Here is a 14978-nt window from a genome sequence, read left to right as displayed (position 1 = left end):
ACACGCAGCGCAACGTTGGCGATGTTACCCCCCGTCGAAGGGCGCCGCCGGCGTCGGACCATTCCAGATGGCTGTCCTTGCCAGTGAGCGCCACGGGTCATCGGCCGTTCAACGCGCCAGGTAGGGCCTATCCAGTCAGGCCGCTTCCAACGCCTCGCGGAATCCCTCGACGATCACCCCGAACCGCGGATCCTCGCCCGACAGACGTCGCGCCGCAGCGTCGCACCAGGGCAGCAGGTAGCGCGAGCGGAGTTCGTGGACGATCAGGTCCTCGCCCCGGGCGACGGCCTGGGCGAAGATCTCGCAACAGATCGCCAGGTGATCGGGCGGCAACACCTGGTCGCCCGGCTTGAGGGCCATGTGCGACATGACCCGCATCCAGTCCATCCGCACGACATCGCCGGGCTGGTTCAGGGTCGCGTGCAGGAGCAGCGAGACGCGCGGCGCCGGGACCCCGACATGGAAGAGACTGCAGAATTCCATGTCCCGCAGATCCGGGTCGTCCGGAAGCCGCAGGGCTTGCCAGGCCTCCTGGAACCATTCCACCGGGACCATGGGGCTCCACACCCGCGCCCAAGCGATCAGGACGAGGCTTTCGGTCGAGACGGCGAGCCTGGTCATGCGGTCACCGGAATCCAGTCGGCGCAGACGGACTTCAGCCCCGCGCGTTCGCGTCCCGCTCCCTGCCAGATGGCTATGCCCAGGAGCTTGCGGGCCGCCAGGGCGGGCCAGTCCGGAATCTCGAAGCGGGCGGTCCTGACGCCGTCCTTCCAGGTTCCGTGCGCACTCCAGCCGGCCGGGGCCGGATGACGCGCCACTGTCCCGAAGCCTTCGGCGACAATCTTGACCGGAGCGGCCCAGTCCGCCCGCCACAGCACACCCTCGACCGGAACGTCCGGAGCGCCCATGGAAATCATCGGCGTGTCTTCCAGCACGGGCGCGAGCAGCGCCGCGGCGTCGGCGAAGCGGTCGGTGTCTGACTTGATCTCGTCGACCGGCTTGGCGCAGGGCCAGGCCAGATGCACGATCCAGCCGCGGGCGCCGTTCCGGTCGACCATGAGGATGGCGCTCGGGGTGAGCGGGGGGCCGGCGTCAGGATAGGCCGCAGGCACATAGCCGCCGGGCTGGATCATCGTCGGTGCACGGACCAGTTTGATCGTCTGTTTCACTTGAACACCTCGCGCGCGCCATGGTCGAGCTTGAAGTTGTTGTTCCAGTCGTAGGCGATCAGCAGCTCCATGAGCTCGCTGGCCTCGCCCCGTTTGCGCTTGGCCCGTTCGGCGCGCAGCACGTCGAGCGCGGGCCCCACCGCGTCGCCGAACAGGCTCTTGAGATAGTCGAGCGGGATGCGGTCCTCAGCCATGGCGCGGCCGCCGGGGCCGATCTTCGGCGGGCTGACGGGGGGCACGTAGAACACGTTGGGCTCCAGCCCGAATTCCGGGTGCAGCGGAATGGCCACCTTCCATTTGTTGACCAGCTTCCAGATCGGGCCTTCGGGATCGTCGCGATAGCCGACGAAGCGGAGGCGGCCGGGGCACTGCCGCGCGCAGGCCGGCGCGACGCCCTTCTCCACCCGCGGCAGGCAGAAGATGCATTTGGTCGAGACCGACCGTTCCGGATCGAAGAACACCTTCTTGTAGGGGCAGGCTTCGACGCAGAAGCGATAGCCGTGGCACCGGTCCTGGTTGACCAGGACGATTCCGTCCTCCGAGCGCTTGTAGATCGCTCCCCTCGGGCAGGCGTCCATGCAGGCCGGATGGGTGCAGTGATTGCACAGCCGGGGCAGGTAGAAGTGGTGGTTGGTGGCGGGGTATTCGCCGGCGCCCTCGTCCTCGTCCCAGTTGGGGCCCCAGTCCGGAGCTTCCGCAGGGCGCAGCCACTCCTTGCCCTTGTTGGAGTCCGAGTTGACCACCCGCTGGTGATTAAAGGTCCAGGGCTCGCCGTAGCCGGTCTTGAGGTCGGGGGTCTCGCCCCGCTTGACCGATCCGTCCGCGGTGCGCCCGCCGGTCACCCGCCAGTCTTTCGGATACCCCTTCCCCGGCCGGGTTTCGACGTTGTTCCAGTAAGCGGAGGCGGTGCCTGAATCGGTGTTCCAGAGCTTCTTGCAGGCGATAGTGCAGGTCTGGCAGCCGAGGCATTTGTTGAGGTCAAGAACCATCGCGAGCTGGCGCGGAGGCCGGGCGGATGGCGAGGCTTTGGCGGTCACGTCGCGGTCTCCCTTCTGGGCGTGGGTTCAACGTCACGCCACGGCGCGATGGCGACTCGCGTGTCCTGCACATGAGTTCCCGGCTCGAAGTGGCCGAAGAAGAAGCCCAGCTGCCCGCCTTCGCCGCCGGCGAAGTGCAAGGGGTTCATCAGTCCCGGGGTCAGGAACTTGTAGCTGCGGTGGTCGGGGAACTGGTGCGGCTCCCAGGCGTGGAAGTAGTAGGCGACCTTGGGGCGAACCATGGTCGAGTATTTGATCCGCATACGGATTTTGCCGTAGTCGTTGCTGATCTCGCCCCAGGCGCCATCCCTGACGCCGATGGCCTTGGCGTCGGCGGGATTGAGATAGAGTTGCGGCTCGCCCCGCTGAAGCCGCAGCAGCATGGGCGTGTCGCGCCAGACGCTGTGGATGCTCCAGCGCGAATGGCAGGACACCATCTGGAAGGGGTGGTCGCCGCCGGCCTTGGGGCTGTCGATATGGGTGGGCAGAGCCTCGCCCGCTTCGAGGAACCAGGGGTGATCGATGTAGTACTGCTGGCGACCGGTCAGGGTCATGTAGGACGCCTTGTGCCGCACGAAATCGGTCAACGCCTGGAGGATGCCCTCGCCGTCCCAGTCCGAGTTGTAGAGATTCTCCTGAATGCCCGTGCCGCCGGAATTTTCGAATTTGGCGATGCCGTTCTTCTTCAGGGCCTTCAGCTTCACGCCTTTGGTCGAGGAACTCTTCCTGATAATGGAGTCGGTGACCTTTCCGGCGTCATGCGGGCCGTGCTTGCCGCCGGAGGTGAAGCGATCGCCGATGGTCCGCAGGTCGACGGCCTTGCCGCCGCACCCTGACAGGGCGCGCGTCCGACGCTTTTTGGCGATGCGCTGAACTTCCAGCGCCAGGAGATAGAAGATCTCCCATTCGTCCTTCGATTCCCCGACGGGTTTCACCGCCGCGCCGCAATATTGCAGGTAGGGGATATAGGCCACGGCGTACTTGATGCCCGGCTTCTCATAGTAGCCCGCGGCCGGAAGCAGGTAGTCAGCGTGGAGACCGGTGAAGGTGTTCTTCTGGTTGATGTCGACCACCAGGTCGAGTTTCGGCCAGACATGTTCGAGGAAGCGTTGCGGCATGTTTGATCGCCGCAGCACATTGCTGCCGCCGGTGATCCAGGCGCGCGGCGGCTTGTTCGGCGCCGGGCAGACGGGCACCCAGCCTTTGTCCTGCGATTCCCCCACATAGGCGGCGAGCGGCCGCGGGTAGAGGTGATCCTCCTCCTTGGCGAGGATCTCCTTGATGCCCTGGTGATTGTAGTTCTGGCTGCCGGAGTTGGTCAGCGTCGCCGCGGAGGACACGACGCTCTTGGCGATGCGATGCTCCACTTGGGCCGCGGACTTTCGCCCGGCGATCTTGTCGACGATGAGGTCGAATGTGTAGGAGTCGCCGAGGATCGCCGCCCAGGTCTTCACGCCGCCGAAGAACCCGGAGGTTCCTTCGCTGACGGCCGCGTTGAATCCGCTCATGCCGATCCAGCCGGTGGAATGATAGCCGGCGCCCTTTTCCTTGCCGATCGCGCCCTTCAGCGACAGGCAAAGCAGCTTCGCGCGGTTCATCTGGTCGGAGTGCAGGTAGCGGTTCGATCCCCAGCTCGACAGCACCATTGGCCGTTTGGCGGCCGCGAAGCCTTCCGCGAATGTCCTGACCGCTTCGACGCCCAGGCCGGTCAGGGCGGCCGCGCGTTCGAAGGTCCAGGGGGCCAGATGTTCCTTGACCAGGGCGCCGACGGGAACGACCTGGACCTTGGCACCGCCCTTGAGCTGGACCTCGAAGAGGCCCTCGATGGGCGGGACCAGGTCGCCAAGCCCGATCTTGGCCGTGCGGTCGCCTTCGCAGCCGGGGGCTGAAACCGCCGCCTTCGTCTTGGGGTCCCACATATAGAGAATGTTGTCCTTGCCGCCTTCCTCCAGATCGCTCTGACGCAGGAACCGGCCGGTATCCAGGCGCACCAGGATGGGGAAGTCGGTCTGCTCGCGGACATAGTCGAGGTCGATGCGGCCGGTCGCCCAGATGTGCCGCGCCGTGGCCAGACCCAGACCCGCGTCGGTGCCCGGCTTCAGCGGCAGCCAGTGATCGGCATGGATCGCGGTGGCGCTGTAGATCGGGTCGATGACGGTGAGCTGGGCGCCGTTGTAGCGCGCCTCGAAGAGGAAATGCGCGTCGGGAATCTGGGTCACGGACGGGTTCATCATCCAGACCACGAGGAAGTCCGACAGGAACCACTCGTCGCTCGACCCGCCGATGTGGGGCATGCCCAGGGTCAGGGTGGCGCCCATGTTGAGATCGCCAATCTCGGCCCAGTCGTCGGGCATCGCGGCGCCCATCAATCCGAAGAAGCGGTTCCGGGCAACGGTGGTCGCGCCGTAGTCGAAATGCGGGCCGAGGTCCTGGACGATGGTCTCCGGGCCATCCTTTTCGGCGATGTTCACCAGCTTTTCCGCGATTTCGTGGATCGCCTGATCCCACGAGATCCGCCGCCATTTCCCCTCGCCCCGGGCGCCGGCCCGCTTCATCGGCACGGTCAGCCGGGTCGGGCCGTACATGACTTCCGTGTAGCAGCCGCCCTTCTGGCAGCCGCGCGGGTTGAAGTCGGGGACGCCGTCCTCGGAAGCCTCGTAATTGGCCGTCTGCTCTTCACGGACGACGACGCCGTCCTTGACGTAGAGGTCCCAGTTGCAGGCGCTGCGGCAGTTCAACCAGCCGTGGGAGCCCTTGGTCACGCTGTCCCAGGTCCAGCGCTGACGGTAGAGATCCTCCCAGGACCCCAGTTTGGCCCCCGCGTCGCCGGCGGCGGGCGTCGAGGGTTTCAGATGGCAGGAAGGCAGCCCAACCGACAGGGCCGTCAGGCCCGAAAGGTTGAGGAACACGCGTCGGTCGAACTTGGTCGTGGTCATGCCTGGAATCCTTCCCACCTGGGGTCGAAGACGCATTGGGCGCGGGGCGGTACAATGAGGCGTGGAACTGGCGTTTCCGCACGTAAGTTGCTATCATGGTAACAAGTAACAGGGGAATTGCGTATGGACAAGCCACTCCCGATGCTCGCTACCGTTTCGCCCCGTCCCCGGCGCTCGCAGGCCGAGCGCAGGGCGGAGTCGGAGAAATCCCTGCTTGAGTCGGCCGCGGCGCTGATGTCGGAGCAGGGCTATGGCGCCACGACGCTGGAGCAGATTGGCCAGCGGGCGGGCTATAGCCGTGGCTTGGTCACCCAGAGGTTCGGATCCAAGGAAGGGCTGGTCGCCGCGCTGGTGGAAGTTCTCCACCGCGGCTTCGCCATGGCCACATTCGAGAACCCGGCGCATCACCAGACGGGTCGGGCGGCGATCCTCAGCGCCGTCGACTACTACATGGCGCATATGACGGACGATCTGGTGCCGGTGCGCGCCTATTTCGTGCTGATGTCGGAATCGATCGGCGTGATCCCCGAGATCCGCGGTGCCTTCGTCGCGGCCAACCGCCAGTTCCACGCCCATTTGCGACAGAAGGCGCTGGACGGTCAGCGGGATGGCTCGATCGCCGCCGATGTCGACGCGGGCAAGCTGGCGACCATCTTGATGAGCCTCGTCACCGGCCACACCCTGATCTGGCTGGTTGATCCAGAGATCGCCACCCCTGAACAGGCGAGGCAAAGTATCGTCGCCGCGACCGAGCGACTGCTGGGCGGAGCCTGATCAAATGGTCTGTGAACGAGCACGCGGGGGCGTTCAATGGTAGCGGGGTCTGTCGATGTGATGACGCCAGATGAAGCCCAGGGCGCGATCCGCGCCCTGCCGCTCGGCGTGCTGGTCTACGATGACGACCTGGATATCGACGGACTGCTGGCTCAATGCGCCCAGACCCTGGCGCGGCTTGGATACAGGCTCGGTGGCGTCGTTCAGTCGAACCCTCCCCGGCCTGGCCGCCGCAAGTGCGATATGCAGCTGACGGACCTGTCGAGTGGCGAGACCGCGCTGATCTCCTATGATCAGGGTGACGGGGCGAGCGGGTGCAGGCTTGATCTCGCCGCCCTGGCGCGCGCGGCGTTCTGGGTCGAACAGGCGGTGTCGGCCGGTGTCGATCTGGTGATCATCAACAAGTTCGGCAAGCAGGAAGCGCGGGGGCAGGGGCTTCGCTCGGCGATCACCGAAGCCTTGTTGTCCGGCACGCCGGTGGTTTTCGGTGTTTCCCGACTCAATCTCGACGCCTGTCTCGAATTCGCCGGGGGCCAGTTCACCCAGCTTGAATCAGATCCGGAGGCCGTCGTCGCCTGGTGCCGACGAACCGTTGGCCGAGACCCGCCAGGCGGGGGCGATCACGATGCCGCAGTTTGAGTTGACGCGAGCTCGCCCTTGCCGACTTTTGCCTGCCCAGGCGTTGGCCGCCCTTTCCATGCGGGGGAGATTCAGTCGTCCGGTCTGCCATCGGTCGTGGTCATCAGCAGGTCGCCGTCGGCGAAGCGCTTCAGGCGTTCAATGAACTCTGGAATGAGGTGATCGCGGAGTGTGGGGGCGGCCCAGTAGGGGTTCATGAACACGCAGCGGATCATGGTCACGCTCTCTTCGTCGGCTACTCCGCCGTAGGCGGCGACGTGACGATCAACCTGCGCGACGTAGTCGGCGCCCAGCCTGGTCCTCGACACGGCAAAGGCTTCGGAGGTCCTGAACGCCTGGAACAACGCTTCAGTGCGCCGATTGGAGGATGACAACGCCTCGCCGTCGTCGGCCACCGAGAAGCAGACGATGTTGGCGTCGCTGGGCTTGAGGAAACGCACGAATGGCAGCGCTCGCGAGACCGCCGTCTGGAACTGACGGCGCGAGCGTACCGTCTCCGCCAGTAACGCCCCGAGGCCATCTGGCCCGAATCCCAAGGTCTTGCCGGTCAGCCAGACGGCCGCCGCGCCACCGGCCGAGCGTGACCCCTCCAGTGTGGACGACCATTTGTCCTGACCGAGCTCTGGCCTGTCGAGATAGGGAGCATCGAACGCGGAGACCACGTAGCGGCGGGCGTCGCGGGTCAGAAACGCGCCGCAGGCATAGGGGACGTAGCCCAGCTTGTGCGGATCGATGGTGATGGAGTCCGCGCGACCGATGGCCTTCAGCGCACGCACGAGGCCTGCTCCGAGGACAACCTCGTCCGCCCCGCCGAGGAGGCTGCACAGGAACCCGCCGTAAGCCGCGTCCACATGACGCCAGATGCGCCAGCCGCGCTCCTGTTCCCACCGCTCCAGCAGATCGTGCAGGCCGTCGATCGGATCGATCTCGCCAGTCTCGGTCGTGCCGGCGACGCTGACCGCCATCAGCACCGGCCTGCCCTCGGCCTCCGCCTTCAGGACCAGATCCTCGAACGCGGTCAGGTCCAGTCGTCCCTGGTCGTCGAGCGCGATGCTCCAGAATGACTCCTCGCCCAGGCCAAAGATACTGGCGGCCTTCCGCCACGAGTAGTGTTTGTTGCCCGGAACCAGGACCACCGGGCCGAGGTAGTCGCGACCTGACGCCTTGCTGATCCGGCGGAATACGCCCGCCGGATTGCTGGCCACGGCGCTGTAGCGCCGCAGCACATCGTCGGTCAGTCCGTGGGCGGCCCACAGGGCACGGAAGCGGTCCCAGCCCATGTGCGCGGCGGCGAAGACATCAAGCGGCTCGCCGGTTGTCTCGCTGACGAACAGCGCCAGGCTCAGCCAATGGTCCAGACGGTAGCGGGCCCGCCAGACGGCCTCGAAGTTGGCGACGGTGCCGCCGGAGGTGAAATGCCCCTGTGCCTGGTCCCGATCATAGCCCAGCATGTCGGCGAGCATGCCGATCGCCTCGCGTTCGATGAGGGTGCCGACCTTGCTCGATTCCCGAGTCGTGTTGTTGGGGTTGTGCAGGGTCGCGGCCAGCCAACCCAGCAGCGCCGGCAGGGACAGTTCCGCCTTCATGTGGCCCATGGACCGGGGCGAGTAGCTCGGCGTTTCCGCCGTCAACGCGTCGCAGAGCTCATTCAGCCGCCGCGACAGCAGCTGACGTTCGCGCGGCGGGACTTCCGCGCTCTGGCCGGGCAATGGCGCGATGGTCGGGTCTGTCGCGAACAGTCCCTTGCGCCAGGCAAACCAGCCATCGAGAACCGCCTCGACTTCAGCGCGCACCCAGACCTCGTTCTCCGACAGTGGCCCGGGAAAGTAGGTCGCGACGATGGCGGCAGGGGTCAGTTCGGTCATGGCCGGTCCAGGAACGGGGACCGGCGACGCTAGCCGAACCGAGGCCGGCCTCGATTGTCACAGGTCAATTGCCGATCTCCTGGCCCTGCGGCGTCGATGTCAGCGGCCCGTCAATGGGTCAACCCACGACCTGACGGACGTCATTCGCGCGCCGTGCGGGCCCGCCTAGCCTCGGCTGACAAGGAGCGGGCATGCGCAGAAGACGAACTCGACCGTACATCGCGGCCCGTGAGCCCGGGTCAAACGATAGCGTGCTGGCGAGCGCAATGTTTGCCTTGCGCGGCCCGGTCGAGGCCCTGCTGACTCTCTCGCTCCGCAGTCTCGCCCGGCGGTGTCCGGGCGCCTTCGGGCGGTTGGGCGACTATCAGGCGTCGACCTATCTGCTCTCACCCGCGGACATGCCGGTGGCGTTCGTCCTGGCGCCGCATCCGGAACAGGGCGCGGTCCGGGTCGTCCGCCGGGACACGCCCGGGACCTATGTCGCCAGGGTGTCGGCGCCGCTGGCCGATCTGCTGGCTCTGTTCGACGGGTCCCTGGACGCGGACGCGGCCTTTTTCGCCCGATCGATCCAGGTCGAAGGCGATGTCGGCGCGGTCATGGCCCTGCACAACGCGCTGGAGTCCGCCGACCTGCGTCTGGTCGATCTACTGCCGCTGCCGGCGGGGCATAACGTCGCCAACGCCATTCTGGCTCGCCTGGTGCGGGCCGCCCGCCGCCGCCCGGCGTCCAGTTGGGCCTGAGGGATGGGCTCCATTGAACTGGTCTGTCCGGCGGGATCACCCGCCATGCTGCGCGCCGCCATCGAGGCGGGCGCCGACAGCGTCTATTGCGGACTCCGCGACGAGACCAACGCGCGCAACTTCCCAGGGCTGAACTTCGACCGAACGGAGATGATCGAGGCGACCCGGTGGGCCCATGAGCGGGGCGCCAAGGTGCTGGTCGCCATCAACACCTTCGCCCGCGCCGGCCAGACGGACCTCTGGAAGCGCTCCGTCGACACCGCCGTCGCCGCGGCGGCGGACGCGATCATCGCCGCCGACCTAGGCGTCCTGGCCTATGCGCGCGACACCCATCCGCGGGCGCGGCTGCATCTTTCCGTCCAGGCCGCCGCCAATTCTCCGGACGCCATCCGGTTCTACGCGGAGGCCTATGGCGTAAAGCGGGTGGTCCTGCCCAGGGTGCTGTCCGCCCCGGAAATCGCCGCGCTGATCAAGGAGACGCCGGTCGAGATCGAGGCGTTCGTCTTCGGCGGCCTCTGCGTCATGGCCGAGGGGCGCTGCGCGCTGTCCTCCTACGTCACGGGTCGGTCGCCCAATCTGTCGGGCGTTTGCTCGCCGCCGGAAGCGGTGACCTTCGACCGGTCGCCGCAGGCCCTCACCACCCGGCTGGGCGGGCTGGCCATCGATCGGCTCGGGCCGGGCGACAGCGCCGGCTATCCGACGCTGTGCAAGGGCCGCTTCGACGCTTTCGGACAGACCGACTATCTGTTCGAGGAGCCGGTGAGCCTGAACGCCATGAGCCTCCTCGCCGCTCTGCGGTCGGCCGGCGTGCGCGCGGTCAAGGTCGAGGGCCGCCAGCGGGGCAAGGCCTATGTGGCCCGGGTCGCGGCGGCCTTCCGCGCGGCGATCGACGCCCTCGACCGGGGCGAGGACACCACGCGCTTCGAGCGCCAGCTCGCCGATCTGGCCGAAGGCGGCCGTGAAACCGCCGGCGCCTACCGGAAGACCTGGCGATGAGCGACATGCCGATCGAACTGTCCCTTGGGCCGCTACTGTTCAACTGGCCGGCGTCGCGGGTCGAGGCCTTCTATGCCGGCATCGCCGAGACGTCCTGCATCGACCGCGTCCATCTGGGCGAGGTGGTCTGCGGCAAACGCGCCCCGTTGCTCGCCGAGACGCTGGCCCGGTCGGCGGAAGGCCTCGTCGCCGCCGGAAAGACCGTCGTCTGGTCATCCATGAGCCTGCCCACGAACCCGCGCGAGCGCAGGGCCGGGCGGACTCTGGCGGCGCTGGACGACTTGGTGGAGATCAACGACATCTCCGCCCTCGCCGACCGCGCCCCGGGCGCCCCGTTCGTCGCCGGCCCCCTGCTGAACGTCTATAATGAGGGCGCCGCGCGCGAGCTCATGGCGCGGGGCTGCGTTCGCCTGTGCGCCAACGTCGAACTGCCGCTGACCTCCATCGCCAGTCTTGCCAGGGCTTGCCCGACCCTCGAACTGGAGGTGTTCGCCTTCGGGCGGTTACCGCTGGCCCTGTCAGGCCGCTGTCACCATGCCCGCGCGCACGGCCGTCACCGGGACGCCTGTCAGTACGTCTGCGACCAGGACCCCGACGGCATGGCGGTCCGGACCCTCGATGGCCAGGCGTTCCTGGCGGTGAATGGCGTGCAGACCCTCTCCCATGGCGTCCAGGTCGTTGATCTTGAGCCGGCGGTGCTGCGCGAGGCCGGCGTCCAGGCGCTGCGGCTGTCGCCGCACAGCTGTGACATGACGGCCGTAGCCGCCGCCTTCCGCCGCTTCGCCGATGGGGAGACCGACGCCGCCGAGCTGCGCGCCGCCGTTCGCGAGACCAGCCCGCCTGGCGCGCTGGTCAGCGGCTATCTGCGCGGCGGCGCGGGCTTGCAGGCGGCGGAAGGATGACGGGCGATGCCTGGGTGAAGCCGCTGATCTCCGACGCCGCCGGCATCGGCGTCAGATCAATGCCGCACCCCCCTTAAGGGCGTCTGATTCAAACCTGCGGAAAAGCGGCGACCAGATAGCGGAGGAGGGCCCATGACCCAGTTTGTGCACGACCGAATGCTTGAGCTGATGGAAGCTGAAGGTCTCAAAACCCTGTTTGGCATCCCCGATCCCAGTTTCGCGGCGATGTTCATCGCCGCCGAAGCGCGCGGCTGGCGCGTGATCGCACCGCACCACGAACAGGCCGGCGCCTTCATGGCCGACGGCATGTGGCGAGTGACCGGAATTCCGGGCGTCGTGGTGGGCAATCAGGGACCCGGTGTCGCCAATCTCGTCGCCGGGGCCATCTGCGCGGCCAAGGAGAATACCCCGACCCTGTTTATCGCCGGCCAGCGGCAAAGGGTCTTCGAGCATCGCGTCCGCAAGGGGCGTTTTCAGTACACCCGCCAGCCGCGCTATTTCGAGGAGGCGATGAAATATGTCGGGGTGATCGAGTTCGCCGAGCAGGTGGACGAGATCTTCCACGAGGCCTTCCGGCGCGCCCTGTCCGGAACACCCGGCCCCGTCTACATTGAGTATCCGATGAGCGTGATGCAGACTCCGCTGGAGCTGGGTGACGCGCCCAGGCCGGACAGCTATCGCCTCACCCGGCAGGCGGCGGACCCCAGCCGGCTCGCCGAAGCGGTCTCGCTGATACGGGCGGCGACCTCGCCAATCCTGCTGGTCGGGCAGGGGGTGTTCGTTTCCCGCGCGCATGACGCGGTGGCCGAGCTGGCGAGGGTTCTTGAATGCCCGGTCATCCAGACCCCGGGCGGCGCTGCGGTGCTGCCGGGCCTTGAACACAGGACCTTTCCCTACGCCTCGCCCATGGGGGTGGAAGCGGTCGCGCGCGCCGACCTGGTCATCGCCGTCGGCACCGAGATCGGCGAGCCGGTCCACTACGGCGTCGGCCGCCACTGGGCCAGGGGCGATACGGCGCGCAAATGGATCTATATCGAGCGGGACCCGCTGGCGATCGGCGTCAACCGGCCGATCGACGCGCCTCTGGTGGGCGACCTGCGCGATGTCGTTCCGCAACTGGTCGCGCCGGTCCGGGCGCTGAACCGCAAGCCATCGCCCGCGCTTCTCGCCGCGGAGGCGGCGTTCCGCGACTTCAAGGCGCTGCTCCTGGCGTCGGCGCCCTCGACATCCTCGCCGATTCATCCGGCGCGGTTCGCCATCGAGGCGACCCGGGGACTTCCCGAGGATGCGGTGATCGTTCGCGACGGCGGCTCGGTCAGCATCTTCACCGGCGCCTACGGCCAGATCGCACCGAAGGATCTGCTATGGTGCCAGAACTTCGGACACTTGGGTACGGGTCTGCCTCACGCGATCGGCGCCCAGATCGCGGTCGGCGACCGGCGGCGCGTGGTGTTGATCACCGGCGATTCCTCGTTCCTGTTCCACATATCGGAGCTTGAGACGGCGGTTCGGAAGCAGCTGCCGATCGTCTGCATCGTCGGTTGCGACTATTCCTGGGGCCTTGAGGTCGCCGTCTACAGGGGCGCCTTCGGGCCACAGTCGCCCGAGACCGAGGCTCACTGGGGCGACCAGGTGCGGCTGGACAAGGTCGCCGAAGGCTTCGGCGCCTACGGCGAATTCGTCGAGCGGGCCGAGGACATCGGACCGGCGGTTGAACGCGCGCTCAAGAGCGGCCGGCCCGCGGTCGTTCAGGTTCCGATCGACGCCCTGGCCAACGCCACGGAAGTTCCCGGCTTCGACGAGTTCGCGTCCTGGTACGGTGATGGCGGCTATTGAGGTGGCGCATCGACCGGGTCGCCGAGGTGGTCCCGTATCGGTACACTTGGCAATATCCATTCTCCGGCCAGTGCCGCTGTCGCAACCGGGACGTCCATGCCACGAGCCGTATTGCTGATCCTCGATTCGCTCGGCGTTGGCGCCTTGCCGGACGCCGCGCAGTTTGACGACGTGGGCGCCGATACTCTGGGTCATATCGCCGCGCGGTGCGCGCAGGGCCGCGCCGACGTCGATCGCCGTGGACCCCTGCGGACTCCGAACCTGGAGCGGCTCGGCCTGGGTCTGGCCGCGCGACTGGGCAGCGGCGACCTGCCGGCGGGCTTCGCCTCCGATATCCGCGCCATCGGCGCCTGGGGCGCGGCGCGTGAACTATCGACGGGCAAGGACACCACATCCGGTCATTGGGAAATGATGGGTGTGCCGATGCTGGAGGAGTGGGGCTATTTCCGCGAACGGGAAAACAGCGCGCCCGCCCAACTGCTCGACGCTCTGGCGGCGCGCGCGGGCATTCCCGGCTGGCTCGGAAACCGCCACGCGCCGGGCACCACGATCATCGCCGAGCTTGGCGAAGAGCATGTCCTCAGCGGCAGGCCGATTGTCTACACCTCCGCCGATTCAGTCCTTCAGATCGCCGCGCACGAAACCGCGTTCGGGCTGGAGCGATTGTACCGGCTGTGCGAGATCGCCCGCGAGTTGGTGGACGACTATCGTATCGGACGGGTGATTGCCCGGCCCTTCGTGGGCCATGACGCAGGCAGTTTTCGGCGCAGTCACAATCGCCGCGACTATTCGGCGCCGCCGCCGTCGCCGACGCTGCTGGATCGGTTATGTGAAGCCGGAGGCGCGGTGCACGGCATCGGCAAAATTCCCGACATTTTCGCTCACCGCGGCATTTCGCACGCGGTCAAGGCGCATGGTATCGACGGCCTGTTCGACGCCACGCTACGGACACTGACGAACTGCGCCGACCGCGGCTTGGTGTTCACCAACTTCGTCGACTTCGATTCCGAGTACGGCCATCGCCGCGATGTCGCCGGCTATGCCGCCGCGCTGGAATATTTCGACCGGCGCATCCCCGAGCTGCTGGCGGCGCTGGCGGCGGACGACCTGCTGATCCTCAGCGCCGACCACGGCAACGACCCCACCTGGCCGGGCAGCGATCACACCCGCGAACATGTGCCGATCCTCGCCTGCGGCGCCGGCGTCCCGCCCGGCGGCATCGGCATTCGCGACAGCTTCGCCGATATCGGCCAGAGCCTCGCGCAGCACTTTGGCCTTTCGCCTTTGCGGCATGGCCGCTCGCTTCTGGAGCGCCCATGAGCACGCCTCACATCGACGCTTCCGACGGCGCCTTCGCGGCCACCGTGCTGTTTCCCGGCGATCCGCTCCGCGCTCAGCACATCGCCCGGCGGTTCCTGACCGACGCGGCGCAGGTGACCTCGGCGCGCAACATGTTCGGCTACACCGGCGACTATCGCGGCCGGCGCGTTTCAGTCATGGGCTCGGGAATGGGCATCGCCTCCAGCTCGATCTACGCGACCGAGCTCATTCGTCATTACGGCGTAAAACGCATCGTGCGCGTGGGCACCTGCGGGGCGGTGAGCGACGACCTCGCGCTCGGCGACCTGGTGCTGGCGCTGTCGGCCAGCACGGACTCCAACGTCAACCGGCTGCGTTTCGCCGGGATGGATTTCGCCGCCGGCGCCAGCTATCCGCTGCTGCGCCAGGTGGCCGATCAGGCCGAACGCGCCGGGGTTCCCGTGCATGTCGGCAATGTCTTCTCCACCGACCTGTTCTACTCCCCGAACCCGAACATCTCCGACAGGCTCGCGGCAATGGGAATTCTGGCCGTGGAGATGGAAGCGGCCGGCCTCTACGGTCTGGCCGCCGAGTTCGGCGCCCAGGCGCTGGCCGTGCTGACCGTGTCGGACCACCTGCGCCGCGACGCGCACATGGATGTCCACCAGCGGCAGACCGGCGTCGACGCCATGATCGAACTGACACTCGACGCGCTGTGTGCCTGACCACCGGATGGAAGGCCCCATCGGCGTCGGGCCCATCTCGCTTGATTCATGACAAGGTCG

13 protein-coding genes are annotated in these 14978 nt (G+C 67.2%); 8 read left to right on the top strand and 5 right to left on the bottom strand.

Features of this window, described 5'->3' with window-relative positions; translation table 11 throughout:
* Positions 1-135 precede the first annotated feature (135 nt).
* Genes ACODSL_RS03830 through ACODSL_RS03815 form a run of 4 tightly spaced genes read right to left on the bottom strand, consistent with a single transcriptional unit; the run spans position 136 to position 5142 of the window.
* Positions 136-621: a molecular chaperone TorD family protein gene (locus tag ACODSL_RS03830; protein WP_488899305.1), complete on the bottom strand. Its 486-nt coding sequence runs from the start codon at positions 619-621 to the stop codon at positions 136-138.
* A complete protein-coding gene (locus ACODSL_RS03825) occupies positions 618-1169 on the bottom strand; it encodes a DOMON domain-containing protein (protein ID WP_488899304.1) in 552 nt (183 codons plus the stop codon). The genes ACODSL_RS03830 and ACODSL_RS03825 overlap by 4 nt, the downstream gene beginning before the upstream one ends.
* A complete protein-coding gene (locus ACODSL_RS03820) occupies positions 1166-2206 on the bottom strand; it encodes a 4Fe-4S dicluster domain-containing protein (protein ID WP_488899303.1) in 1041 nt (346 codons plus the stop codon). Before ACODSL_RS03820 ends, ACODSL_RS03825 begins: the two co-directional genes overlap by 4 nt.
* Positions 2203-5142, bottom strand: coding sequence for a molybdopterin-dependent oxidoreductase (locus ACODSL_RS03815; protein ID WP_488899302.1), 2940 nt, complete (start codon positions 5140-5142; stop codon positions 2203-2205). The genes ACODSL_RS03820 and ACODSL_RS03815 overlap by 4 nt, the downstream gene beginning before the upstream one ends.
* A 123-nt stretch (positions 5143-5265) precedes the next feature.
* Here ACODSL_RS03815 and ACODSL_RS03810 point away from each other — a divergent pair, with 123 nt between their 5' ends.
* On the top strand, positions 5266-5916 hold the full coding sequence (locus ACODSL_RS03810) for a TetR/AcrR family transcriptional regulator (protein WP_488899301.1): 651 nt from the start codon (positions 5266-5268) through the stop codon (positions 5914-5916).
* Positions 5917-5976: 60 nt separating this feature from the next.
* A complete protein-coding gene (locus tag ACODSL_RS03805; protein ID WP_488899300.1) occupies positions 5977-6555 on the top strand; it encodes a DUF2478 domain-containing protein in 579 nt (192 codons plus the stop codon).
* Positions 6556-6626: 71 nt separating this feature from the next.
* Here the strand turns inward: ACODSL_RS03805 and ACODSL_RS03800 are convergent, their stop codons facing one another.
* Positions 6627-8420 (bottom strand): pyridoxal phosphate-dependent decarboxylase family protein, encoded by a 1794-nt coding sequence (locus ACODSL_RS03800; RefSeq protein ID WP_488899299.1) that lies wholly within the window; start codon positions 8418-8420, stop codon positions 6627-6629.
* Positions 8421-8686: 266 nt separating this feature from the next.
* Between ACODSL_RS03800 and ubiT the strand changes: the two genes are divergently transcribed.
* The 6 genes from ubiT to deoD all read left to right on the top strand — a co-directional run bounded on the left by ubiT (position 8687) and on the right by deoD (position 14918).
* Positions 8687-9160 (top strand): ubiquinone anaerobic biosynthesis accessory factor UbiT, encoded by a 474-nt coding sequence (ubiT, locus tag ACODSL_RS03795; RefSeq protein WP_488899298.1) that lies wholly within the window; start codon positions 8687-8689, stop codon positions 9158-9160.
* A gap of 45 nt (positions 9161-9205) precedes the next feature.
* A complete protein-coding gene (gene ubiU / locus ACODSL_RS03790) occupies positions 9206-10156 on the top strand; it encodes a ubiquinone anaerobic biosynthesis protein UbiU (protein ID WP_488899297.1) in 951 nt (316 codons plus the stop codon).
* Positions 10153-11058, top strand: coding sequence for a ubiquinone anaerobic biosynthesis protein UbiV (ubiV, locus tag ACODSL_RS03785; RefSeq protein ID WP_488899296.1), 906 nt, complete (start codon positions 10153-10155; stop codon positions 11056-11058). Before ubiU ends, ubiV begins: the two co-directional genes overlap by 4 nt.
* A gap of 132 nt (positions 11059-11190) precedes the next feature.
* Positions 11191-12894, top strand: a complete 1704-nt coding sequence (locus ACODSL_RS03780; RefSeq protein WP_488899295.1) for a thiamine pyrophosphate-binding protein — start codon at positions 11191-11193, stop codon at positions 12892-12894.
* Positions 12895-12990: 96 nt separating this feature from the next.
* Positions 12991-14214: a phosphopentomutase gene (locus tag ACODSL_RS03775; protein ID WP_488899294.1), complete on the top strand. Its 1224-nt coding sequence runs from the start codon at positions 12991-12993 to the stop codon at positions 14212-14214.
* On the top strand, positions 14211-14918 hold the full coding sequence (gene deoD / locus ACODSL_RS03770) for a purine-nucleoside phosphorylase (protein WP_488899293.1): 708 nt from the start codon (positions 14211-14213) through the stop codon (positions 14916-14918). Before ACODSL_RS03775 ends, deoD begins: the two co-directional genes overlap by 4 nt.
* Positions 14919-14978: the final 60 nt, after the last annotated feature.

The sequence above is a fragment of the Caulobacter sp. FG121 genome (assembly GCF_057809815.1).
The sequence above is the reverse complement of the archived record's forward strand: the minus strand, read 5'-3'. Positions and strand labels throughout refer to the sequence as shown.

Bases quoted from the DNA above. Each gene is read 5' to 3' on its own strand.
- ACODSL_RS03830 (WP_488899305.1), bottom strand. From the start codon at position 621: ATGACCAGGCTCGCCGTCTCGACCGAAAGCCTCGTCCTGATCGCTTGG.
- ACODSL_RS03815 (WP_488899302.1), bottom strand. From the start codon at position 5,142: ATGACCACGACCAAGTTCGACCGACGCGTGTTCCTCAACCTTTCGGGC.
- ACODSL_RS03810 (WP_488899301.1), top strand. From the start codon at position 5,266: ATGGACAAGCCACTCCCGATGCTCGCTACCGTTTCGCCCCGTCCCCGG.
- ACODSL_RS03805 (WP_488899300.1), top strand. From the start codon at position 5,977: ATGACGCCAGATGAAGCCCAGGGCGCGATCCGCGCCCTGCCGCTCGGC.
- ACODSL_RS03800 (WP_488899299.1), bottom strand. From the start codon at position 8,420: ATGACCGAACTGACCCCTGCCGCCATCGTCGCGACCTACTTTCCCGGG.
- ubiT (WP_488899298.1), top strand. From the start codon at position 8,687: ATGTTTGCCTTGCGCGGCCCGGTCGAGGCCCTGCTGACTCTCTCGCTC.
- ubiU (WP_488899297.1), top strand. From the start codon at position 9,206: ATGCTGCGCGCCGCCATCGAGGCGGGCGCCGACAGCGTCTATTGCGGA.
- ubiV (WP_488899296.1), top strand. From the start codon at position 10,153: ATGAGCGACATGCCGATCGAACTGTCCCTTGGGCCGCTACTGTTCAAC.
- ACODSL_RS03780 (WP_488899295.1), top strand. From the start codon at position 11,191: ATGACCCAGTTTGTGCACGACCGAATGCTTGAGCTGATGGAAGCTGAA.
- ACODSL_RS03775 (WP_488899294.1), top strand. From the start codon at position 12,991: ATGCCACGAGCCGTATTGCTGATCCTCGATTCGCTCGGCGTTGGCGCC.
- deoD (WP_488899293.1), top strand. From the start codon at position 14,211: ATGAGCACGCCTCACATCGACGCTTCCGACGGCGCCTTCGCGGCCACC.